The 21236-nt window shown below is 65.1% G+C and carries 19 protein-coding genes; 13 read left to right on the forward strand and 6 right to left on the reverse strand.

The window, feature by feature from the left end; translation table 11 throughout:
- Positions 1-123 precede the first annotated feature (123 nt).
- From lldD to J8847_RS16765, 7 genes are all read left to right on the forward strand, one after another.
- Complete coding sequence (gene lldD, locus J8847_RS16735; RefSeq protein WP_211525842.1) at positions 124-1257, forward strand: FMN-dependent L-lactate dehydrogenase LldD; 1134 nt, start codon at positions 124-126, stop codon at positions 1255-1257.
- A 237-nt stretch (positions 1258-1494) separates the two neighbouring features.
- Positions 1495-2649, forward strand: a complete 1155-nt coding sequence (locus tag J8847_RS16740) for a TRAP transporter substrate-binding protein (RefSeq protein WP_211525843.1) — start codon at positions 1495-1497, stop codon at positions 2647-2649.
- Between the two features lie 219 nt (positions 2650-2868).
- Positions 2869-3453 carry a TRAP transporter small permease subunit gene (locus tag J8847_RS16745; RefSeq protein ID WP_211525844.1) on the forward strand — a complete coding sequence of 195 codons (585 nt, stop codon included), beginning with the start codon at positions 2869-2871 and terminating at the stop codon, positions 3451-3453.
- Positions 3450-5390 (forward strand): TRAP transporter large permease subunit, encoded by a 1941-nt coding sequence (locus J8847_RS16750; protein ID WP_211525845.1) that lies wholly within the window; start codon positions 3450-3452, stop codon positions 5388-5390. The genes J8847_RS16745 and J8847_RS16750 overlap by 4 nt, the downstream gene beginning before the upstream one ends.
- A gap of 195 nt (positions 5391-5585) precedes the next feature.
- Complete coding sequence (locus tag J8847_RS16755; protein WP_211525846.1) at positions 5586-6737, forward strand: PAS domain-containing sensor histidine kinase; 1152 nt, start codon at positions 5586-5588, stop codon at positions 6735-6737.
- A gap of 87 nt (positions 6738-6824) precedes the next feature.
- Positions 6825-7277 (forward strand): response regulator, encoded by a 453-nt coding sequence (locus J8847_RS16760; RefSeq protein ID WP_373999923.1) that lies wholly within the window; start codon positions 6825-6827, stop codon positions 7275-7277.
- A gap of 279 nt (positions 7278-7556) precedes the next feature.
- The gene (locus J8847_RS16765) at positions 7557-8189 is read left to right on the forward strand and encodes a YitT family protein (protein ID WP_211525848.1); all 633 of its coding nucleotides are present in this window, start codon (positions 7557-7559) and stop codon (positions 8187-8189) included.
- A gap of 2 nt (positions 8190-8191) precedes the next feature.
- On the opposite strand, the gene J8847_RS16770 is transcribed toward J8847_RS16765, so the two are convergent.
- Positions 8192-9640 carry a carboxylesterase/lipase family protein gene (locus J8847_RS16770; protein WP_211525849.1) on the reverse strand — a complete coding sequence of 483 codons (1449 nt, stop codon included), beginning with the start codon at positions 9638-9640 and terminating at the stop codon, positions 8192-8194.
- 222 nt (positions 9641-9862) lie between these two features.
- On the reverse strand, positions 9863-10804 hold the full coding sequence (locus J8847_RS16775) for a LysR family transcriptional regulator (RefSeq protein WP_211525850.1): 942 nt from the start codon (positions 10802-10804) through the stop codon (positions 9863-9865).
- Between the two features lie 355 nt (positions 10805-11159).
- Here J8847_RS16775 and J8847_RS16780 point away from each other — a divergent pair, with 355 nt between their 5' ends.
- Both J8847_RS16780 and J8847_RS16785 read left to right on the forward strand, forming a co-directional pair.
- Positions 11160-12761 (forward strand): diguanylate cyclase domain-containing protein, encoded by a 1602-nt coding sequence (locus tag J8847_RS16780; RefSeq protein ID WP_373999926.1) that lies wholly within the window; start codon positions 11160-11162, stop codon positions 12759-12761.
- A 79-nt stretch (positions 12762-12840) separates the two neighbouring features.
- Positions 12841-13572, forward strand: coding sequence for a helix-turn-helix transcriptional regulator (locus tag J8847_RS16785; RefSeq protein WP_211525852.1), 732 nt, complete (start codon positions 12841-12843; stop codon positions 13570-13572).
- Here the strand turns inward: J8847_RS16785 and J8847_RS16790 are convergent.
- Complete coding sequence (locus J8847_RS16790; protein WP_211525853.1) at positions 13553-14899, reverse strand: alpha-amylase family glycosyl hydrolase; 1347 nt, start codon at positions 14897-14899, stop codon at positions 13553-13555. The genes J8847_RS16785 and J8847_RS16790 overlap by 20 nt on opposite strands.
- A gap of 180 nt (positions 14900-15079) precedes the next feature.
- On the opposite strand from J8847_RS16790, the gene J8847_RS16795 reads away from it, so the two are divergent.
- Positions 15080-16057 (forward strand): porin, encoded by a 978-nt coding sequence (locus tag J8847_RS16795; RefSeq protein WP_211525854.1) that lies wholly within the window; start codon positions 15080-15082, stop codon positions 16055-16057.
- Positions 16058-16149: 92 nt separating this feature from the next.
- The gene (locus J8847_RS16800) at positions 16150-16572 is read left to right on the forward strand and encodes a hypothetical protein (protein WP_211525855.1); all 423 of its coding nucleotides are present in this window, start codon (positions 16150-16152) and stop codon (positions 16570-16572) included.
- Here J8847_RS16800 and J8847_RS16805 read toward each other — a convergent pair.
- The 3 genes from J8847_RS16805 to J8847_RS16815 form a co-directional block, all read right to left on the reverse strand.
- Positions 16546-17568, reverse strand: coding sequence for an SDR family oxidoreductase (locus tag J8847_RS16805; RefSeq protein ID WP_211525856.1), 1023 nt, complete (start codon positions 17566-17568; stop codon positions 16546-16548). The two genes, J8847_RS16800 and J8847_RS16805, sit on opposite strands and share 27 nt — an antisense overlap.
- Before the next feature lie 328 nt (positions 17569-17896).
- Entirely contained in the window at positions 17897-18901 is a 1005-nt protein-coding gene (locus J8847_RS16810; protein ID WP_211525857.1) for a sulfate ABC transporter substrate-binding protein, read from the reverse strand.
- 142 nt (positions 18902-19043) lie between these two features.
- The gene (locus J8847_RS16815; protein WP_211525858.1) at positions 19044-19256 is read right to left on the reverse strand and encodes a hypothetical protein; all 213 of its coding nucleotides are present in this window, start codon (positions 19254-19256) and stop codon (positions 19044-19046) included.
- 141 nt (positions 19257-19397) lie between these two features.
- Here J8847_RS16815 and J8847_RS16820 point away from each other — a divergent pair, with 141 nt between their 5' ends.
- Both J8847_RS16820 and J8847_RS16825 read left to right on the forward strand, forming a co-directional pair.
- Positions 19398-20150 carry a phosphatase PAP2 family protein gene (locus J8847_RS16820; protein WP_211525859.1) on the forward strand — a complete coding sequence of 251 codons (753 nt, stop codon included), beginning with the start codon at positions 19398-19400 and terminating at the stop codon, positions 20148-20150.
- A gap of 10 nt (positions 20151-20160) precedes the next feature.
- Positions 20161-20997 carry a metallophosphoesterase gene (locus tag J8847_RS16825; RefSeq protein WP_211525860.1) on the forward strand — a complete coding sequence of 279 codons (837 nt, stop codon included), beginning with the start codon at positions 20161-20163 and terminating at the stop codon, positions 20995-20997.
- Positions 20998-21236 lie beyond the last annotated feature (239 nt).

The raw sequence follows: 21236 nt of genomic DNA on the forward strand, positions 1-21236 counted from the left end.
CGAAAGGCAAGAATCATTTAGTTTGGTTTGAAGAAATAAGGCAAACTATGCAATGCGTGCAAGCACGGCTTGCGGCAGTCATTGCACTTCGATGCCAACCAGACTTCAACCGAGCGCCAGGCCATGATCATCTCCTCCGCCACGGATTTTCGCGAAGCAGCCCGACGTAAGCTGCCTCCCTTCCTGTTCCATTATCTCGATGGTGGCGCGGGCGCTGAACAAACCCTGCGCGCCAACGTGGACGACTTGCAGGCGGTCAGGCTGCGCCAGCGCGTCCTGCGCGGCTCCGACCAATTAGACGTCAGCGCCGAATGGTTCGGCGAGCGCTACAAGCTCCCGATCGCGCTGGCCCCGGTCGGCCTGGCCGGCATGTATGCCCGCCGCGGCGAGGTGCAGGCAGTCCGCGCCGCCTGCCACCGCCACATCCCCTTCATCCAGTCCACCGTCTCGGTCTGCTCCCTGTCCGAAGTCGCCGCCCAGGCCTCCAAACCAATCTGGTTCCAGCTCTACGTCCTGAAAGACCGCGCCTTCATGCGCGACGTGATGCGCCGTGCCTGGGAGCTGGGCGCGCGCAACCTGGTCTTCACGGTCGACATGCCCGTCCCCGGCAACCGCTACCGCGACCTCCACAGCGGGATGAGCGGCCCCGACGGCCCCTGGCGCCGCGTGCTGCAGGCGATGCTGCACCCGCGCTGGGCCTGGGACGTCGGCCTGCACGGCCGTCCCCACGATCTCGGCAACATCTCCACCTACCGCGGTCACGCCACCGGCCTGGCCGACTACATCGGCTGGCTGGGCGAGAACTTCGACCCCGGCATCGCCTGGCAAGACCTGCAGTGGATCCGCGACGAGTGGCAGGGCAAGCTGATCATCAAGGGCATCCTCGACCCGGACGACGCGCGCGACGCGCTGAAGCTCGGGGCCGACGGCATCGTAGTTTCGAACCACGGCGGCCGCCAGCTGGACGGCGCCATGTCCAGCGCCCAGGCGCTGCCGGCGATCGCCGAAGCGGTGAAAGGGCAGATGACCATCTTCGCCGATGGCGGCGTGCGCACCGGCACCGACGTGTTCCGCATGCTGGCCCTGGGTGCCGACGGCGTGCTGCTCGGCCGCGCCTTCGTCTACGCCCTGGCGGTGCAGGGCCAGGCCGGCGTCGAGAAGCTGCTGGCCATCATGGAAAAGGACTTGCGCACCAACATGGTCCTCACCGGCGTGAAGTCGGTGGCGGAAATTGGACCCCACTTGCTGGCCCGATGAGGCGGCTAACCAACATGCATACCAGGGAACTAGCTCTTATTGCAACAAAGCGGTAACATCGAAACAAGCCTTGCAGTAAGGAATCTGTAAGGAAACGCGTGAATTCTAGAAATAGTTTCAAAGTATTTAATTAAGGAGGAGTCCCCAGAGCCAAGCGTTGTGCGTGTCATCGATTCAGATTCAGTCCGTGCATTTCATGTATCAGTCCGTAATCAATAACTAGACAGGAGACATACGATGAAGAAGGGCGACAAAGATTTGAAGGAAGCAGTACCGAACCGCAGGAAGTTCCTGGGAACCGCAGCCGCCGGCACCGCCGCAGGCGCGTTGGCGTTCCCGAGTATCGCAACCGCACAAACGACGAAGCAGATGCGCTTCCAGAGCACCTGGCCAAGCAAGGACATCTTCCACGAATACGCGCTGGACTTCGCCAAGAAGGTCAATGACATGACCGGCGGCGAAATGAAAATCGAGGTGCTGCCCGCCGGCGCCGTGGTCCCGGCCTTCGGCCTGCTCGACGCCGTTTCCAAAGGCACCCTCGACGGCGGCCACGGCGTGATGGGCTACAACTACGGCAAGCAGGCCGCCATCGCCCTGTGGACCTCGGGCCCGGCCTTCGGCATGGACGCCAACATGGTGCTCGCCTGGCACAAGTACGGCGGCGGCAAGGAGCTGCTGGCCGAACTCTATAAAGGCATCGGCGCCAACATCGTTTCCTTCCTCACCGGGCCGATGCCCACCCAGCCGCTGGGCTGGTTCAAGAAGCCGGTCACCAAGAAGGAAGACCTCAAGGGCCTGAAGTTCCGCACCAACGGCCTGGCGATCGACCTGTTCACGGCCATGGGCGCGGCGGTGAATGCTCTGCCAGGCGGCGAAATCGTCCCGGCCATGGACCGCGGCCTGCTGGACGGCGCCGAATTCAACAACGCCAGCTCCGACCGCCTGCTCGGCTTCCCGGACGTCTCCAAGATCTGCATGCTGCAAAGCTTCCACCAGAGCTCCGAGCAGTTCGAGATCACCTTCAACAAGACCAAGTACGATGCGCTGCCGGCCAAGCTGAAGGCGATCATCGAGAACGCGGTCGAAGCGGCATCGGCCGACATGTCGTGGAAGGCGGTCGACCGCTATTCCAAGGACTACCGCGACATGCAGGCCAAGGACGGCGTCAAGTTCTACAAGACCCCGGACGCGGTGCTGCAGACCCAGCTGGCGGTGTGGGACGAGGTCGTGGCCAAGAAGGGCGCGGACAATCCGCTGTTCAAGAAGGTGGAGGCGTCCATGCGCGCCTTCGCTGAACGCGCGATGAAGTGGGACATGGACACCAACAATCCGCGCCGCATGGCTTACAACCACTACTTCGGGCGCAAGGCTCCCGCGCCGAAGAAGGCGTAAGACGTCCGCGCCAGTACGCGCGATTCGTTAGCAGTAGCACCGTCGTACCGGCGCAGGCCGGGACCCAAGTTCTGCGTGAGCTATCGAGATGCTTAACTTGGGTTCCGGCCTACGCCGGAACGACGGGCTGAGGTTAGCGATGCCCTCATGTCCTTGCAGTGCTTTTGCGTCACCCCGCGAGACGCCGGGTGGCTGTTTGTCGCGACCGGGAGCAGCTTCATGCAGAGAGTTTTGTTTTTCGTCGACCGGGTCAGCAGCTGGGTCGGCCAGGCCTTTTCCTGGCTGATCGTCGCGCTCACCTTCCTCATCAGCTGGGAAGTGTTCGCGCGCTATGCCCTGAACAAGCCCAATCCCTGGGCCTTCGACCTGATGATCATGATGTACGGCGCCGCCTTCATGATGGCCGGCGCCTATACCCTGGCCAAGAACGGCCATGTGCGCGGCGACGTGCTGTACAGCTTCTTCCCGCCGCGCCTGCAGGCCGGCCTGGACCTGATCCTGTACTTCGTCTTCTTCATCCCCGGCGTGGTCGCCCTGGTCTGGGCCGGCTACACCTATGCCGAGGAATCCTTCGCCATCCGCGAACACTCCACGCTCACCGCCAACGGTCCGCCGCTCTATCCCTTCAAGATGGTCATCCCCTTCGCCGGCGTCCTGCTCCTGCTGCAGGGTTGCGTCGAGATCGTGCGCTGCGTGATCTGCCTGCGCAACGGCGAATGGCCCGCGCGCGAGGCCGATGTCGAGGAAGTCGACGTCGACAAGCTAAAGGCGTCCGTCCACATGGAAGAGGGGAAGGCGCCATGAGAAAAGAGATTTACTTCGGCCTCTCGATCCTGGTCCTGATCGTGATCGGCCTGTTCATCCTGATGCCGGCGCCCGCCGACATGACCAACGGCCACCTGGGCCTCCTGATGCTGGCGCTGGTGGTGGTCGCCATCATGCTCGGCTTCCCCACCGCCTTCACCCTGATGGGCATGGGGGTGATGTTCGCCTGGTTCGCCTTCCACAGCAACGACCCCGCCAACGCCACCCAGCTCACGCTCGACCTGATGGTGCAGCGCGCCTATTCGGTGATGGCCAACGACGTGCTGATCTCGATCCCGCTGTTCATCTTCATGGGCTACCTGGTGGAGCGGGCCAACCTGATCGAGCGACTGTTCAAGAGCCTGCACCTGGCCATGGCGCGCGTGCCCGGATCGCTGGCCGTGGCCACCATCGTCACCTGCGCGATCTTCGCCACCGCCACCGGCATCGTCGGCGCGGTCGTCACGCTCATGGGGCTGCTGGCGCTGCCGGCCATGCTCAAGGCCGGCTACAGCACCCAACTGTCGGCAGGCAGCATCACGGCAGGCGGCTGCCTGGGCATCCTGATTCCGCCCTCGGTGCTCCTGATCGTGTATGGCGCGACGGCCGGGGTCTCGGTGGTCAAGCTGTATGCGGGCGCCTTCTTCCCTGGGATCATGCTGGCCAGCCTGTATGTGGCCTATGTGCTGATCGTCGCCAAGCTCAAGCCGTCCGCCGCGCCGCCGCTGCCGGCCGAGGAGCGCATCGTCGCGCTGCCGGCATTCACGCAGACAATTCCGAATGCGTACAACAAGTCGGCGGTGCCCGGCCTGGTGCGTGCGATCAAGGGGCCGCGCGGCGCCGATGTGCCCTCGCGCACCCTGATGTCGCACCTGTTCGTCGCCTTGCTGCCGGCGCTGGCTTTCGCCGCCATCATGGGTGTGAGCTACCGGATCGTGACTGCGCCGGACGCCGCGCCCACCGAACTGGTCGAGATGGGCGCCCAGCAGGATATCGACAGTTCCTCCAGCGCCGACGCCGGGGGACTGGAAGAGCCGCCGGTCGAAGGCGGCCTGCAGGAGCCGCCGGTGGAAGGCGAGCTGGCCGAGCCGCCGTCGGAGCAGCCCGTCGCGGCAGCCGCGGCAGGGGTTCCCGAAGCGCCCGGCGCCGAAGTGCCGTCCGCGCCATCGGATCCGGTCGCCAAGCCGGCGTCGAAGACCTACTGGATCGTGCTGGCGGTCGGCGTCGTGGCGCTGGGCATCTTCTACCTGTTCTTCAGCTTCGCGCGCCTCGAGATCTTCAAGATGCTGCTCGGGTCCTTGTTCCCGCTGGCGATCATGATCCTGGCGGTCCTCGGCAGCATCGTGTTCGGGCTGGCGACGCCGACCGAGGCGGCGGCGATGGGCGCGTTCGGCGGCTTGATCCTGGCGATCGCCTACCGCCGCTTCAACTTCGGCCTGTTGCGCGAATCCGCCCACCTCGCCACCAAGACCACCGCAATGGTGTGCTGGCTGTTCGTCGGTTCGAGCATCTTCTCCGCGGCCTTCGCCCTGCTAGGCGGGCAGGAAATCATCAACGCCTGGGTGCTGGGCATGAACCTGACTCCGGTGCAGTTCATGATCCTGGCCCAGGTGGTGATTTTCCTGCTCGGCTGGCCGCTGGAATGGACCGAGATCATCGTCATCTTCATGCCGATCTTCGTGCCGCTGCTGGCCCACTTCAACATCGATCCGCTGTTCTTCGGCCTGCTGGTGGCGATGAACCTGCAGACGGCCTTCCTGTCGCCGCCGGTCGCCATGTCGGCCTTCTACCTGAAGGGCGTGTCGCCGCCACATGTGACCTTGAACCAGATCTTCCTGGGCATGCTGCCATTCATGGGCTTGCAGATCCTGGGGATCGTGCTGCTGTATGCCTTCCCGGCGATCGGGCTGTGGCTGCCGGAGGTGCTGTACAAGTAAGCCAAGGGCTCAAGAGATTGGGCGCAGCCGCCAGACTTGGCGGCTGCGTTCGTATCTGGGAATCCCAGCCAGTCGTGCGCTGAGGATTTATTTGTAAAAATATAATGAGATCTCCCGCCACCCACATCGGGTAAGGTCTACCCCAAGGGCAGGTCGGACTGCCGCTTCCGGCAGATTTACGTTCCGAGCGAATCCATGCCCACAGATCCGACACGCCCAGACGCCTGCTGGACCCAGCGCGATGCCGATGCCTTCTCCGAGCTGATGCTCGTCAAGACCAGGCAGTACGGCGTAATGTTCTACGACACAGAGCTCCGTATCACCGGCTGGAACCAAGGCGCGGCCTTCATCACCGGCTGGACTGCGGACGAAGTCATCGGCAAGACGACTGCCATCCTGTTCGTCCCCGAAGACCGCGAACGCAAGCTGGACGAGCACGAAGCCCAGACCGCCGCCCTGGTCGGGGTGGGCGAGGACGAGCGCTGGCACCTGCGCCGCGACGGCTCTTGCTTCTGGGCCAGCGGCGTGAGCGTGCCGCTGCACCGCGACGAGAACGGCCGCGTCACCGGCTTCGTCAAGATCTTCCGCGACGCCACCCACCTGCGCGCCCGTACCCGCTACCTCGAGAACGAACTGAAGGAAAACGTGAGCCGCCAGGCCGAGCGCGACGTTTTCATCGGCACCATCGCGCACGAGATGCGCAACCCGCTGTCGCCGCTGCGTTCGGCCCAGCAGCTGCTGCAGATGTTTTCCGGCGACGCCGAGCGCAGCCGCCAGCCGCTGGCCGTGATCGACCGCCAGCTGGGCTTTCTCGAGAAGCTGATCGAAGACCTGGTCGACCTGACCCGCGTGCAGAGCGGGAAGATGAGCATCGCCTACGAAAAGACCCACCTGCAAGTGCTGCTGAGCGAAGCGATCGAGAGCTGCCGCGGGCTGGCGCATGCCCAGCAGATCAGCTTTCACTTGTCTTTCCCCGCGGTGCCGATCGAGATCGAGGTCGACAGCCGGCGCATCAACCAGATTTTCGTGAACCTGATCAACAACGCGATCAAGTACAACCATCCCGGCGGCGACGTCTGGCTCACCGCGACGGCGGACCAGACCCACTTCGTCTGCTACCTCAAGGACAACGGCAAGGGCATTCCCGCCGAGATCCAGCCCAGGATCTTCGACGTGTTCACCCAGGCCGAAGGCACCGACGCCCAGCGCGGGGCAGGGCTGGGGATCGGCCTGGCGGTGGTCAGGGAACTGGTGTCGCTGCACCAGGGCACGGTGGAGGTGCGCAGCGAAGGCGTGGGCAAGGGCAGCGAGTTCATTGTCCGGATTCCCTTGCGCAGGCCGGCCTGAGTTCGCCCCGGGCGCGCTGCAATCGTGCGTGCTCGTGCGCACTCCCGAGCGATAATGAAGGCGCTGATTTGTCACCCAGGAGATGTCGTGTACCGCACCCCAGTCCGGCGCCGCTTCAGTACGGACGATCGCCGCCTGCCGCCGTCCGGCACGCCGGCGGAGCCGGATGCTTTCGCATCCGATCCGGGCGCGCTGCTGCGCAAGGTGCTGGTGGTGGACGACCAGCACGACCTGGCCGAATTGGCCGAAGCCCTGCTGAGCTCGCACGGCCTGGATGTCGTGGTCGCCCATTCGGGCGAGGAAGCGCTGCAGGCGCTGCAGGACAATACCGATATCGATGCCTTGTTCTCGGACATCATGATGCCCGGCATCAACGGACTCGACCTGGCGGACCTGGTCGACGAGCGCTATCCCCATATCAAGGTGGTGCTGACCTCGGGGTATACGCTGCCGTCCCTCCTGGCCGACCGCCGCAAGCGCTACCTGTTCGCGCCCAAGCCTTACAACATTGCCACTATCCTGAGGCTGCTGCGCAGCTAGTACTGCCCCGTCGGCTGCCGCCTCGTTGCTACTGTGCGTTACTGTGGTTTCCCACACTTACATTGCAGTGCAACATGAGCGATAATGGCGGCTGTAGGCCGCAATACGGTCTGGATTCAAGTAATTTGTCATGGCGGCCCGCCCTGGATAGGCCGGGCCGCCGATTTGAACACTGCACACACCGATGACCCACACACTCTCATTCGCTCTGTCTCTTGCCAATCTGCCTGCCTCGTCTCCGGCCGCCAGCCTGGAGGCAATGCAATGACGCAGGGCGTGATGAGGCGTGGAGGTTCGCAGTCGGGGCCGGCATTCCAGGTGAAGCCGCACTCGCTGCTGGACGATGTCTACGGCATGTTCGTGGGCGTGCTGTTCGCCGCCACCGGCATCCTGCTGCTGCAGGCCGCCGGCCTGATCACGGGCGGCGTGGCCGGCATCGCCTTGCTTGCGTCCTACATGACGGGGCAATCGGTCGGCCTGCTGTTCCTTTTGATCAATGTGCCGTTCTTCCTGTTCGGCTACCTGTTCATGGGTGCGCGCTTCACCATCAAGTCCCTGATCGGCAGCGCGCTGATCATGGCCTTGCTCAAGCTGATTCCCAATGGCCTGACGATCGGCCACGTCGACCCGATGGTGGCGGCGCTGGGCGGCGGCACCTTCTGCGGCATGGGCATCCTGGCCATGGCGCGCCATGGCGCCGGCCTGGGCGGCACCGGCATCTTCACCCTGTGGATGCAGAAGCGGTATGCGATCAACGCGGGCCGCGTGCAGGTGATGATCGACAGCGTCATCCTCATGGTAGCGCTGACAATGGTCGAGCCGGAGCGCGTGGGCTGGTCGGCCCTGAGCGCCATCGCCATGAGCAGCATGGTCATGGCCTGGCACCGCGCCGGCCGCTATTTCGGCAGCTGAGCTTACCTGGCCAGGCGCGCCGCTGCGGCGGCCTTGGCCGTCTCGATCTCTTCTCCCCACGGATCCTTCTTCGGTTCCGGCTTGCCGCTGCCGGCGAAATCCATGATCTCGTCGGTGGCCGGGCGGTAGCGCGGCCAGGCCGGCAGGCCGCGCCCGTTCGGATCGCCTTTGGTCGCGAAGTTCACCAGGTAGGCGCTGATCGCCTTGCCCATCGCGGCGTCCTTCTTTGTGCTCTGCGCGCCATATTTCACCGCCACCGTATCGAAGAAATAGGGGATATCGGTGGCGTGCTCGGCGCCCGGCTTGCCGATGGCGTCGGCGACATAGGAGAAGCGGTAGGCGTACACCGGCACGCCCTGGCCGGCCAGGGTGGCCGCCAGGCTGCGCGCGCCGGCGACCATGAAGCCGGTCTTGCCGCCGATGTCGGCGCTGGTGGCGCCGATCATGACCGGCACCTTGTGGAAGCGTCCGCTGGCGAAGGCCGCGGCCGATTCGATCGCCAGCTTGCCGTCGGCGTAGGGGCCCAGGTAAGTGGGCGCACCCTCGACCTTGCGGTTGGCCAGGTTCAGGCCGTCGACCACCTGCTCGGCGCCCAGGGCGCGCAGTTTGGCCAGGGCCTGCGGGTCGTCCTTCGCGATGCCCTTGGCCGTGGCGAAGTTCACCCCGACCTGCTCGACGTAGGCGAGGCCCGGGTCGACCGTCTTGCCTTCGCCGCCAGACATCACGACCGCCCTGGCGAACAGGCCCTGGGCCATGGGCGAGGTGAGCAATGTATTCACGGCCATGCCGCCCGCCGATTCGCCGATGATCGTCACGTTCGATGCATCGCCGCCGAAGGCTGCCACGTTGCGTTTCACCCATTGCAGCGCGGCCAGCTGGTCCATGAGGCCGTAGTTGCCCAGCATGGCGCCGTCGCCGCTTTCCCTGGTGAGCTGGGGATGGGCGAAGAAGCCGAAGCGTCCCAGGCGGTAATTGAAACTCACCAGCACGACACCCTGTTTCGCCAGCGCCGCGCCCGCATAGGTCGGCGGCGAGGACCCGCCGTTGACGAAGCCGCCGCCGTAGATCCAGACGATCACCGGCAGCTTCGCCGAAGCGGGCTTGGCGGGCTTCCACACGTTCAGGTAGAGGCAGTCTTCGCTGGGCGCAGTGCCGAGCGGGGCGGCGTCGCTGGCGAAGGGGAGTTGCATGCAGTCGGCGCCGTAGCCGGTGGCCTGGCGCACGCCGTTCCAGGCGGCGGCGGGTTGGGGAGGGCGCCAGCGCAGGGCGCCGACCGGCGGGGCGGCGAAGGGGATGCCTTTCCAGCTTGCCACGCCGTTGTGGACTGCGCCTGCGAGCTTGCCGGTGTCGGTGGTGGCGAGCGGCTGGTTCGCTGCCGAGGCGGCGAGGGGTAGGGCGAGCGCAGTGTAGACCGCTAATAGCTTCAGCAGGTCGGGGCGGGGCTGGGGCATTGAGTATCTCCTTGTAGTGCGACGCGTGGAAAGGCGTGCGGGACGCTTACGTTTTTACTTGGTTACCCGCAAAACCGTCGTACGCGCCACTGGCGCCTACGACTCCCGGCGAAGGCCGGAACCCAAGTTTTACGAGCTGTCGAGACGCTAAACTTGGGTCCCGGCCTTCGCCGGGACGACGTGCGTGGGCTAACAATAAGTGTAAGAGGGCTGGCAAGCTCGTCAATGAAAATCTTGACGACGTCGCGGATGAGCGGCAGGTGCTGCCTTTGCCGGCTCGAACCCGGCAAACACCCCCTTCAGCCAGTCGACAAACACCCGCACCCGCGGCGACAGCTGCCGGCTTTGCGGGTACAGCACCGACACCGGCAAGGTCGGCGGCGGCAGTTCCGGCAGCAGCACTTCCAGGCCGCCCGAACGCAGCTCCGCTTCGATCCGGTAGCGCGGCACCTGCACGATCCCTAGCCCGGCAATCGCGCAGGCGGTGTACATGTCCGCCCCCGTCACGGTCACCGAGCCCGGCAAGGTGCGCTGGCGCAGCTCGCCGTCGCGCATGAACTCGAGCGGATACGGACGGCCGGTGGCGGAGGAGACGAAATTGACCGCCTCGTGCCGGTCGAGGTCTTCCAGCTGCTGCGGCCGGCCGAAACGCGCGACATACTCGGGACTGGCGCAGGTCACCTGTTCCAGCTGGGCCAGCGACAGGCCCACCATCGAGGAGTCCTGCAAATTGCCCACACGGAGCACGCAATCGATCCCTTCGCGCACCAGGTCGACGAGGCGGTCGCCCTCGCTGATCTGCAGTTCGAGCGCCGGGTAGCGGGCCAGGAAACCGGGCAGGGCGGGCGCGACGACGTGGCGCGCCAGGGTCGACTGCACGCTGACGCGCAGCAGGCCCGCCGGCGCCGTGCGTGAAAATACGCTTTCCATCTCGGCCAGGTCGCCCAGCAGGCGCACGCAGCGATCGTAGTAGGCCTGGCCGTCCAGCGTGGGCGCGACCACGCGGGTGGTCCGTTCGAGCAGTCGCGCGCCCAGGCGCTGTTCCAGCCGCTTGATGGCATTCGTAACCGTCGCGCGCGGCAGTTGCAGGTCTTCCGCCGCCGCGCTGAAGCTGCGCTGCTCGACAATGCGGGTGAAAATCTGCATTTCCTGAAAGCGGTCCATGTGGCTGGCCATATTATTCTCGCCTTGTTAACAATGCTTGGAAGAAGCGTAGCATTATTTTCTCTCCAATAATGATTGATTTCGGGTGAAATAGGCCCCCGCTTGCGAGCGCCTCGCGCCTGAGAACTGTGAAAATCCGTGAGAGTGTTGCATTTACCCCATAATGACTGCCTGGAAACGAAAGATTCCCCGTCGCATGGTTTATTTGTCATTGTCCGAGGGTATCATCGAGCCCTTCCAACAGTGTTTGCTCAGGTCCATGAAGGGTATGTTCCAGAAGTTACGGTTGTCGACGCTGATGACCTTGGCCGTCTGCACCACGGTCGCATTGACAGTCGGCTTGCAGCTTAGCTTGGTGAATCACTTCGCGGTGCGCCATGCCGGCATGGAAGCCGAGCTGCGCCTCCAGCAGCTGTCCTGGCAAATGCGCGATTCGCTCAACCGCATCGTCGAGCAGGCCGCCGGCGACGCCCGCCTGCTGGCGGCGCTCCCCGCGCTGCGGCAGGCGCGTGACCCGGCCTCGGCCCGTGACGTGCTGGAAAGCCTGCAGCGCACCTTCCCCGACTATGCCTGGATCGGCATGGCCGCCGCCGACGGCACGGTGACGACCTCCACCAAAGCCCTGCTCGAAGGCGCGAACGTCGGGGCGCGGCCCTGGTTCCAGGCCGGCCTGCATGGGGTGCGGGCCTCCGATTATCACCCGGCCAAACTGCTCGACGGCCTGCTTCCGCGCGGCACCGACCCGTGGCGCTTCATCGACCTGTCCGCTCCCGTGTTCGGCATGGACGGCAAGCTGCAAGGCGTGCTCGGCATGCACCTGAGCTGGGAATGGGCGCGCCGCCACGCGCGCGAGCTGCTCACGCCGGCCCTGCGCGCCTATGGGGCCGAGATCATCGTGGTGCGCGACGACGGCACCGTGCTGCTCGGTCCGCCAGAGATGATCGAGCAAAAGATCGAGACCGCCAGCCTGCACGCCGCCCGCAAGGGCCAGACCGGTTCGCTGCGCGAGGAGTGGCCTGACGGCCGCACCTATGTCACCGGCTACAGCCAGACCGGAGCGGCCAACGATCCGGCCTCGCTGCGCTGGGTGGTGCTGGTGCGCCAGGTCGAGGAAAAGGCGATGGAAGGCGCCAGGCAGCTGCAGGAGCGCATGCTGATGTGGAGCGCGGCGCTGGCGCTGCTGCTGGCGCTCGCGGCCGGCCTGCTGGCGCGCCGCCTGAGCCGCCCCATGGCCCAGCTGGGCCGGGCGATCGAAGCAGCTACGCAAGCCACCGCCGCAGGCGAAGAAGCGCCGCCGATTCCGCTGGTGGACGGCTTTCACGAAGCGACCGTGCTGTCGGGCACCTTGCACGACCTGGTGCGCAGCGAGGCCGAGAACCGGCGCGCGCTGCTGGCCATGAACGAAAGCCTGGAAGCGGCGGTCGCCGAGCGCACCGCCGAGCTGCAGGCCCTGCTGCTGCGCGACGTGCTCACCGGCCTGCCGAACCGGCGCGCCCTGCTGGAGACCTTGCCGGAAGCGATGAGCCGTGCCCAGCGCGTCGGCCGCCCGGCGGCGCTGCTGTTCATCGACATGGATGGCTTCAAGGCGGTCAACGACACCTATGGCCACGAAGAAGGCGACGAGCTGCTGTGCCAGTTCGGCGCGCGCCTGGCCCTGGCCGTGCGCAAGACCGACATGGTGGCGCGCCTGGCCGGCGACGAGTTCGTCGTGGTGCTGGAGATGCTGACCGACTACGCCCATGCCGAAGACACTGCGCGCAAGCTGCTCGACCGGGTGCAGGAAGGCTTCCGCCTGCGCAAGGCCACCGTGCACGTCGGGGCCAGCATCGGCGTCGCGGTGCACATGCCGGACGATGCGCCCGACCTGGACGCCTGGCTGGCGCGCGCCGACCACGCCATGTATGGAGCCAAGCGCTCGGGCAAGAATACGGTCGCGCTGGCGGCGGTGCCTGTCTGAACGGCTAGGTTGCCGGGCTGCAAGCCGGACTGTTACCATCTGAGCATAATTTCTTGTGCTGCCGGTGGCGGCCGATGCCATGTCCGAAATCAGCCTCCTGATCCATACCCTGAAGCGCCAGCTTAAACTGCAGGGCATGACCTACCGCGACGTCGCCCGCTCGCTCGGCCTGTCCGAGCCCAGCGTCAAGCGCCTGTTCGCCACCGAGCAGTTCACCCTGGACCGCGTGGTCGAGGTCTGCAACCTGCTCGGCTTCACCCTCGCCGAACTGGCCCAGGAAGCCCAGGACGGCCAGCGCCGCCTGCGTACCCTGAGCGCGGAGCAGGAAAGCGAGCTGGTGTCGGACGCCAAGCTGCTGCTGGTGTCCGTGTGCGCGCTGAATCACTGGAGCATGGCCGAGATGCAGGCCGTGTACCGCCTGAGCGAGGCGGAGTGCGTGCAGCACCTGCTGCGCCTGGACCGGCTGCAGCTGATCACGCTGCTGCCGGGAAACCGCATCCGCCTGAACGTGGCGCGCGATTTCGACTGGCTGGCCGACGGGCCGATCCGGCGCTATTTCCGCGAACAGGGGATGCCGGATTTCCTGGATGGGGCCTTCGCCCAGGCGGGGGAGTCGCTCGACTTCGCGCATGGCATGCTGACCGAAAGCGCGCAAGCCAAGCTGCGCGCCGAGCTGCGGCAGCTGAGGACGCGCTTCGCCCAGCTGCACGAAGAGAGCCTGGCGGCGCCGCTGGCGCAGCGCAAGGGGACCGGCTTGCTGCTCGCCTTGCGCGAGTGGGAACCGGCCGCGTTCAGCGCGCTGCGGCGCTAGGCTTGGCGGCGTCGATCTTGTAATCCCACGCCGCCAGGGTCCGCTTCGCGGCGCTGCCCGGCAGGGAGTACTGCTGCTTCGCCCCGCTCAGGTTGACCGTCACGCCCACCGCATTCCCATCCTTCTCGCGCCGGAACGCGAACACCTTGTCGTTCCCCGTCTCCAGCACCTTCACCGCGCCGCCGTACTGCCCGTTCCACAGCGCAGGATTGTCATGCTTGAGCTTGAGTAGTCCCGCATAGAAGGATGCGTACGGAATATCCTTCCACTCGATCGGATCTTTCTCGAAGAATTCCAGCCGCTTGTGCAAGCCCGCTTCCTGCCCACCATAAATCAGCGGCATGCCGGGCAAGGTCGCCGCCAGCACCGCCATCGCCTTGAAGGCCGGGCCGTAGTGTTCCTTGTCGCTGCCGTGCCAGGAGTTCTCGTCATGGTTGCTGGTGAAGCGCATCCGGTAGGCGTATTCCGGATAGGCGACCTTCGGCTGGGCCAGGAACTCCTTCAGCGCACGCGCATCGGCCTTGCCCTTGGCGATGTCCTTGAACAGGCCAAGCGTATCCCAGCCGTAGGTCATGTCGAAGGCTTGGTGCTGGTCGGGCTGCCAGGCTTCGGCCAGCATGAACACCGGCTTGATCTTCTCCAGCTCGGCGCGCGTCTCCACCCAGAAGGCGAGCGGCACCTTGGCCGACACGTCGGCGCGGAAGCCGTCGATATCGGCCTCGCGCACCCAGAAGGCCATCGCGTCCGCCATGCCTTTCCAGAGGCCTGGCTGCTTCCAGTCGAGGCCCGTCACGTCGGTCCAGTACTCCGGTTCGGCCCCTTCGGTATAGGTGACCGGAAAGATCTCGCCTTTCTCGTTCTTCAGGTACCAGTCCGTGTGCTCGACGGTCCAGGGGTTGTCGAAGGCCGTGTGGTTGGCGACCCAGTCGATGATCACCCGCATGCCGAGCCCGTGCGCCTGCCGCACCAGTTGCTTGAAGTCGTCCATGCTGCCGTAATCGGGATTGATGCCCTTGTAGTCGCGCACCGCGTAATAGCTGCCGAGACTGCCCTTGCGGTTCTTTGCGCCGATCGGGTGGACCGGCATCAGCCACAGGATGTCGACGCCCATCTTGCGCAGGCGCGGCAGGTGGGCGGCGAAGGCCTTGAACGTGCCTTCCTTCGTGTACTGGCGGATGTTGACTTCGTAGATGTTGGCATTGCGCGACCACGCGACATGCTCGACGACCGCCGGACTACGCGCTTGTTGAGCGGAAACCTGCAGCGGAGAAAGCGTGGCGCACACGGCCATTGCGAGCATCGAAAGAGGGCGGGCGGCGTTTCTCATGGGTATCCTTGTTGGGTTGACGTAAGTCATTGTACGGTGCCGAACTACATCGAACCTCGAAAGTTTGGCACGACGGCTGGAATATCTGCATGTTTCGGCGTAATCTGAGTGTTATGTGAAGTATTAGACAGATCGGCTCGCCAAACAGTCGGAAAGTAAGCGACAGAGAGGGATGACGCCATGAGAATGTCAATCGTCGCATGTGCCGTACTCGGAGGGAGTGCGGCTTGCGCCGCGGCGCAGGACCACGCCGCTCCGAACGGGAGCGCCGGCGCCAAGGCAATCAAGGAATACGTCTGCACCGACAAGTGCAGCGAAGGCGCGCGTCCGCCCGCGGGCGCGGCCCAGGATGCCCCTGCGATCTTCACTGTCGAGACCGTTCCCGAGCAGGATCAGGCGTCCAGGAACAGCGGGAAAGGCGGGCGTGGAGGTGCGCTGACCGTCGGCCGCCAGTACAGCCTGGAATACACGGCGCTCAACGATGTGGGCGATCCCTTCCATGGCGGCCTGGCCGGCGCCAGCCAGCCTTCCGGCCCGCGCGCCGGCGACAGCATGAACTACCGGGGCCGCGTCGCCGGCCTGTCCACCGGCGCGGCCTGGGACAAGGGCGACATCGACGGCTCGCCGTCCGGGCGCGCATGGGGCATGTCGCTGGGATTCAGCGCCGGTCCGCTGACCATCCGCGCGGCCCACCAGAACCGCAACGTCGCCAAGGTGACGCGCTACGACCAGGTCGGCATCAGCATGGCGGCCAAGAATTCCATTCTCGCCGCCAATATGCGCTTCGGCTGGGGCACCGCCTATGCGGCCTACAGCGCCAGCCGCGGCTGGGGCAGCTCGCCGCTGTTCAATCCCGACAACCCCTACGGCGCAGGCATCGCCTCCACGCCCTCGACCGACAGCCGCGACGTGCTGGCGGGCGTGGCCGTGCCGATCGGCCACGCCACCACCTTGCTCGCTTCCTACATCCGCAAGAACGACCGCGACCCGGCCAACCGCGACGCGCGCCAGATCGCCGTCGGGGCAAGCTATGCGGTATCGCGGCGCCTGGATTTCTATGCCGCCTGTTCGCGCATCCAGCAGCTGAACGGCACGCCGCAGGGCGCGCGCTCCGGCAATGGACTCGCCGTCAACCTCGGCATGCGGCGCTCGTTCTGACGCTGCGCGCGCAGCGTGCGTGCGCTGCGCCGCCGCAAGGCAAATTTCAGTACCCTGTCTCCATGGTTCAACGATCATCTACTGGAGGCATCATGACTGGAACTAGCACCCTCGATCCGGACAACTTCCCGGAACGTCCGGACCGCAGCCTCGGCAAGGGGCATGGCATCGACGCGCTCGGGCCGAGCGACATTTCCGACACCGGCAGCGACGTGGTGGGCGGCCCGGGCTTTGCGGGCAACCTGGACCCGGAGCAAATGCTCGATTTCGATGAAGGCACGACCTCGGACATGGAGATGAGCCATGCGGGCGATACCGCCGGCCCCGACGTCGGCGACGCCAACTTCTCGGGCGACAGCGACTCGGGCGGCACCGGCGAGCGGGCTTCGGCCGGCCGCGACACGGTGGTCAAGGACGGCGCCGACATCGACACCGACCACATCGAGTCCATCCCCGATCTGCCGCTGACCGAGGAGGACACCAACTTCTTATCGAGCAAACCGCCGCGACAGTGACCAGGCCGCGAACAGGGCTCCACCGCCCAGCAGGGCGGTGACCAGCGGCGTGGAGCGCAGGCTGGCCTTGGTGTACAGGCTGCGCTCGTGGATATGGCCCGGCATACCCTGGCGCTGGCGCAGCTCATGCGCCGGATTCGGGGCGTGCAGCGCGTCGCGGCGGCCCGGCTGGGCGGCGATGTCCGACTTCTGCTGCCGGAACATGGTCGCGCGCATGTAGCGGTCGAACAGGCGGGGCATGGCGCGCGAACCGGCGGAGATCATCTTCGAGGCGCTGCCCGCGTAGACGTCGCGCTTCGGCGCCTGGGCCGCGTGCAGGATGGCCTCGGCCACCACTTCCGGCGCGTAGATCGGCGGCGGCAGGGCCGGCTCCTTGTCCAGGTAATTCTTCGCGTGCTTCACGAACATGGTGTCGATCGCCGCCGGCTTGACCAGGGTGACCGACAGCGGCGCATCTTCCTTTTCCAGTTCCATCCGCAGCGAATCCGTGAAGGCTTTCACGGCGTGCTTGGAGGCCGAGTACATGCCCTGCAGCGGGATGGCGCGGTCGGACACCTCGCTGCCCACATTGATGATGGCGCCGCCGCCGCGCGTCTTCATGCGCTTGACCGCTTCCAGCGAACCGTTGACCACGCCCCAGAAATTGGTCTGGAACAGGCGGTGGTGGTCCTCGGGCGCGACGTCTTCCAGGCGGCCGAACACTGAGATGCCGGCATTATTGACCCAGGTGTCGATGCGGCCGAAGCGCTCCATCGCGGCCTGTCCGATGCGCTCGACGTCGGCCGGGTTGCCGACGTCGGCGGCGACCGTGGCCACTTCGACGCCGCGCACGCGCAGTTCGCTCGCCAGTTCGTCGAGGGCCTCGGCGGCGCGCGCGGCCAGCACCAGTCTGGCGCCCTGGTCGGCGGCCATGCGTGCCGTGGTCAGGCCGATGCCGCTCGTGGCGCCGGTGATGACCATGACCTGTTCGTTGAGCTTGCGGAGTTTGACTGACATGACGTGTTCCTTTCCTTGGATAGGTGCGGAAGGACTGCCGCGGAGAAACGGGGCAGGCCACGAGTTGACGAACTAATCACGTCGTGGTCGATGGGGGGATTTCAAGGGTTGTTTTTGGATGGGGAGGGGCAGGAGTGCTCGATGCGGAGTGCGGGAGCAAAACGCAGAGGACACGGTGAAGAATGAAAGAGCAGGGGTATCGCTATTCCTTCCCGCAACCATAAAACCGTCGTACGCGCCAGTGGCGGGTACGACGGTTTTTAGCGTGCTGGCTTCGGTTAGTAATGGCTAGCCGCACTGATACAAGGCTGCAGAACGGCTCAGGGAATTACCTACCCGGCTGATAAATCTGATCGAACACGCCGCCATCCGAGAAGTGCGCCTTCTGCGCCTGCGTCCAGCCGCCCAGCTCGCTGATCTGGAACAGCTTGATGTTCGGGAACTGGGTCGCGTACTTCTTGGCGAAGCGGTCCACCGCCGGGCGGTAGTAGTTCTTGGCGATGATTTCCTGCCCTTCGTCGCTGTACAGGTATTCCAGGTAAGCCTGGGCCACCTTGCGCGTGCCCTTCTTGTCGACGTTCTTGTCGACCACGGCCACCGGCGGTTCGGCCAGGATGCTGATCGAGGGGGCGACGATCTCGAACTTGTCCGGACCCAGTTCGCGCAGGGCCAGCAGGGCTTCGTTTTCCCAGGCCAGCAGCACGTCGCCGATGCCGCGCTCGACGAAGGTGGTGGTGGCGCCGCGGGCGCCCGAGTCGAGCACCGGCACGTTCTTGTACAGCTTGGCCAGGTAGTCGCGTGCGGTCTGCGGCGAGCCGCCCGGCTGGCGCAGGGCGTAGCCGTAGGCGGCCAAATGGTTCCAGCGGGCGCCGCCCGACGTCTTCGGGTTCGGCGTGATCACCGACACGCCCGGCTTGACCAGGTCGCCCCAGTCGCGGATCTGTTTCGGATTGCCCTTACGGACCAGGAACACGATGGTTGAGGTATAGGGCGAACTGCGGTAGGCAAGGCGCTTTTCCCAACCGGGCGCGACCAGCCCACGTTCGCTGATAGCATCGATGTCATAGGCCAAGGCCAGGGTCACGACGTCGGCTCCCAGGCCGTCGATCACGGCACGCGCTTGCTTGCCCGAGCCGCCATGCGACTGCTTGACCGTCACGTTGTCGCCGGTCTTGGCCTTCCAGTGCTTGGCGAAGGCGCTATCGAAGTCCTGGTACAGCTCACGCGTCGGATCGTAGGACACATTGAGCAGGGTGACGTCGGCTGCGAAGGCAGTGGACTGAACCAGCAGCGTCAGGGCTGCCAGCGAACGGATAAGGTTTTTGCGAAACATGTTCTGTCTTTCGGTGGGTTCGGAAACACTAGAGTAGAGTTCCGGCCCACCCGAAGAGAACGAATAGTTTCGCCTAACAATATGCGTTTTTTGATGCGTGCGATGTTTGGATGTTGCTCAGGTGTTCGCAACCTGGGACCGCTTACTTGGCCTTGGACAGCACCAGCAGCCAGCGGCGGAACAGCAGGATTTCGACGTGGCCGGCATCGACACCGGTATCGCATTCGATGATCGGGTTGACCGCATAGAAGCGCTTGCGGAAATCACGGGTGACGCGGATTTCGCGGCGGCCGATGCGGGCCATAAAAGGGACAGGTGCGTATTCCAGGCCGAAGGAGCTGTTCAGAGTGGTCATGGCGTTTTTCCTTTTATCGTTGTTTGTTGTCGATGAGTGAAGAATAGCAACAACCACTGTATATGTCTACAGTACTGTGTGGACATACAGTAAAAAAATATTTTTGTGGTTTTTTCGCCAATAGGCCCCATATCGCGCAGCATGTTGAACAAGGTTACCCCCCGCCTGCACCGCTTCGCCGCGGCGCGCTTCTCGCCCGAAGGCGAATTCGGACTCCACCTCACGGTCGGGGTCGCCATGCTGCTGGCCGCCATGGCCGTCTTCGCCCGCCTCGCGGGTGCGGTCGTCGCCGGCGCCCCCATCACCCAGACCGACCTGGAAGTCGCCAACTGGCTGCACGAACACGCGCGCCAGGGCGGCCTGCTGCGCGAGCTGCTGCTTGTGGTCACCCATGTACACAGCACGCCCGGCATGCTGGCGCTGACCGCCATCGCGGGCATCTGGCTGTACCGGCGCGGCCATCGCTACTGGATCGTGGCGCTGATCGCCTCCGTCCCCGGCGGCATGCTGCTCAATGTGGCGCTCAAGCATACCTTCGAGCGCGCCAGGCCGCATTTCGTCGAACCGATCCTTACCCTGAGCACCTACAGCTTCCCCAGTGGCCACGCGCTGGCCGCCACCGTGTTCTACGGCTTCCTGGCCTGCTATGCGGCGCGCCATGCGCGCGGCTGGCCGGGGAGGGTATTGCCCTTCCTGCTGGCCGCGGCGATGATCTTCACGGTGGCGTTCTCGCGCATGTACCTGGGCGCGCACTATTTGTCCGACGTCCTGGCCGGCATGCTCGAAGGTTGCGGCTGGCTGGCTGTTTGCATCACCGCCGCCGTCACGTTCAACCGGCGCAGCGCGGCGCGCCAGAAGCGTCAGACGGGCAGCGCGCCGCCCCAGGAAGTGTGAAAGGAGAACCATGCGTACCCTCGTGCACCTGTCCGACCTGCATTTCGGCCGTGTCGACCAAGAACTGCTGGCGCCGCTGCGCGGGCTGATCGAACGCGTCGCGCCGGACGTGCTGGTGGTCTCGGGCGACCTGACCCAGCGCGCCCGTCCCGAACAGTTCGAGGAGGCGCGCGCCTTCCTCGACACCTTGCCGGGACCGCAGATCATCGTACCGGGCAACCACGACATCTCGCTGTACAACGTGTTCCGCCGTTTCGTGCTGCCACTGGCGCGCTACAAGCGCTACATCACCGACGACCTCGACCCGGTCTACATCGACGACGAGATCGCCGTGCTCGGCGTGAACACGGCGCGCTCGCTGACCATCAAGGACGGACGCGTCAGCCGCCACCAGGTGGAGAGCATCCGGAAGTGCCTGTCCGGCCTGGACCCGGCCCTCACGCGCATCATCGTGACCCACCATCCCTTCGACCTGCCCGATCACTTCGAGGAACGCGACCTGGTGGACCGCGCGCCGATGGCGATGAAGGTGTTTGCGGAGACGGGGGTGGACATCCTGCTGGCGGGCCACATGCACGCCAGCCATGCCGGCAGCACGGCGGAACGCTACCAGATGAGCGAATACGCTGCCCTGGTGGTGCAGGCCGGGACGGCGACCTCGACCCGCGGACGCGGCGAAGTGAACTCTTTCAATGTGATCAGGGTCGAACAGCAGAAAGTCGAAATCGACCGTTACGGATGGGACGTCGTGCACAAGGACTTCCACGTGGTGAACACGGAGAAGTTCATGCGTAATGGGAATGTCTGGACACCGCACATCGATGGGATGCTGGCGGCCGGGCTCTAAGCTCTGTCTGACTTACTGGAGGAAGCCGGTCGATAAGGCTTGAACACCCGTCTCTCAACGTTAGCAGCTTACGTTAGCACGTCGTACGCGCCACCGGCGCCTACGACTTCCGGCGGAGGCCGGAACCCAAGTTCCGCAAGCATACCGACTGCGCAACGAACTTGGACCCCGGCCAAGGGGGCCGCCCAGGCCCGGGGCGACGGTTTTATGGCTAGCCACACTAACCGATCGGCCAGACG

This window comes from Massilia sp. AB1, assembly GCF_018119385.1.
Lineage (GTDB): Bacteria > Pseudomonadota > Gammaproteobacteria > Burkholderiales > Burkholderiaceae_D > Telluria.

Bases quoted from the DNA above. Each gene is read 5' to 3' on its own strand.
- lldD (WP_211525842.1), top strand. From the start codon at position 124: ATGATCATCTCCTCCGCCACGGATTTTCGCGAAGCAGCCCGACGTAAG.
- J8847_RS16740 (WP_211525843.1), top strand. From the start codon at position 1,495: ATGAAGAAGGGCGACAAAGATTTGAAGGAAGCAGTACCGAACCGCAGG.
- J8847_RS16745 (WP_211525844.1), top strand. From the start codon at position 2,869: ATGCAGAGAGTTTTGTTTTTCGTCGACCGGGTCAGCAGCTGGGTCGGC.
- J8847_RS16750 (WP_211525845.1), top strand. From the start codon at position 3,450: ATGAGAAAAGAGATTTACTTCGGCCTCTCGATCCTGGTCCTGATCGTG.
- J8847_RS16755 (WP_211525846.1), top strand. From the start codon at position 5,586: ATGCCCACAGATCCGACACGCCCAGACGCCTGCTGGACCCAGCGCGAT.
- J8847_RS16765 (WP_211525848.1), top strand. From the start codon at position 7,557: ATGAGGCGTGGAGGTTCGCAGTCGGGGCCGGCATTCCAGGTGAAGCCG.
- J8847_RS16770 (WP_211525849.1), bottom strand. From the start codon at position 9,640: ATGCCCCAGCCCCGCCCCGACCTGCTGAAGCTATTAGCGGTCTACACT.
- J8847_RS16775 (WP_211525850.1), bottom strand. From the start codon at position 10,804: ATGGACCGCTTTCAGGAAATGCAGATTTTCACCCGCATTGTCGAGCAG.
- J8847_RS16785 (WP_211525852.1), top strand. From the start codon at position 12,841: ATGTCCGAAATCAGCCTCCTGATCCATACCCTGAAGCGCCAGCTTAAA.
- J8847_RS16790 (WP_211525853.1), bottom strand. From the start codon at position 14,899: ATGAGAAACGCCGCCCGCCCTCTTTCGATGCTCGCAATGGCCGTGTGC.
- J8847_RS16795 (WP_211525854.1), top strand. From the start codon at position 15,080: ATGAGAATGTCAATCGTCGCATGTGCCGTACTCGGAGGGAGTGCGGCT.
- J8847_RS16800 (WP_211525855.1), top strand. From the start codon at position 16,150: ATGACTGGAACTAGCACCCTCGATCCGGACAACTTCCCGGAACGTCCG.
- J8847_RS16805 (WP_211525856.1), bottom strand. From the start codon at position 17,568: ATGTCAGTCAAACTCCGCAAGCTCAACGAACAGGTCATGGTCATCACC.
- J8847_RS16810 (WP_211525857.1), bottom strand. From the start codon at position 18,901: ATGTTTCGCAAAAACCTTATCCGTTCGCTGGCAGCCCTGACGCTGCTG.
- J8847_RS16815 (WP_211525858.1), bottom strand. From the start codon at position 19,256: ATGACCACTCTGAACAGCTCCTTCGGCCTGGAATACGCACCTGTCCCT.
- J8847_RS16820 (WP_211525859.1), top strand. From the start codon at position 19,398: ATGTTGAACAAGGTTACCCCCCGCCTGCACCGCTTCGCCGCGGCGCGC.
- J8847_RS16825 (WP_211525860.1), top strand. From the start codon at position 20,161: ATGCGTACCCTCGTGCACCTGTCCGACCTGCATTTCGGCCGTGTCGAC.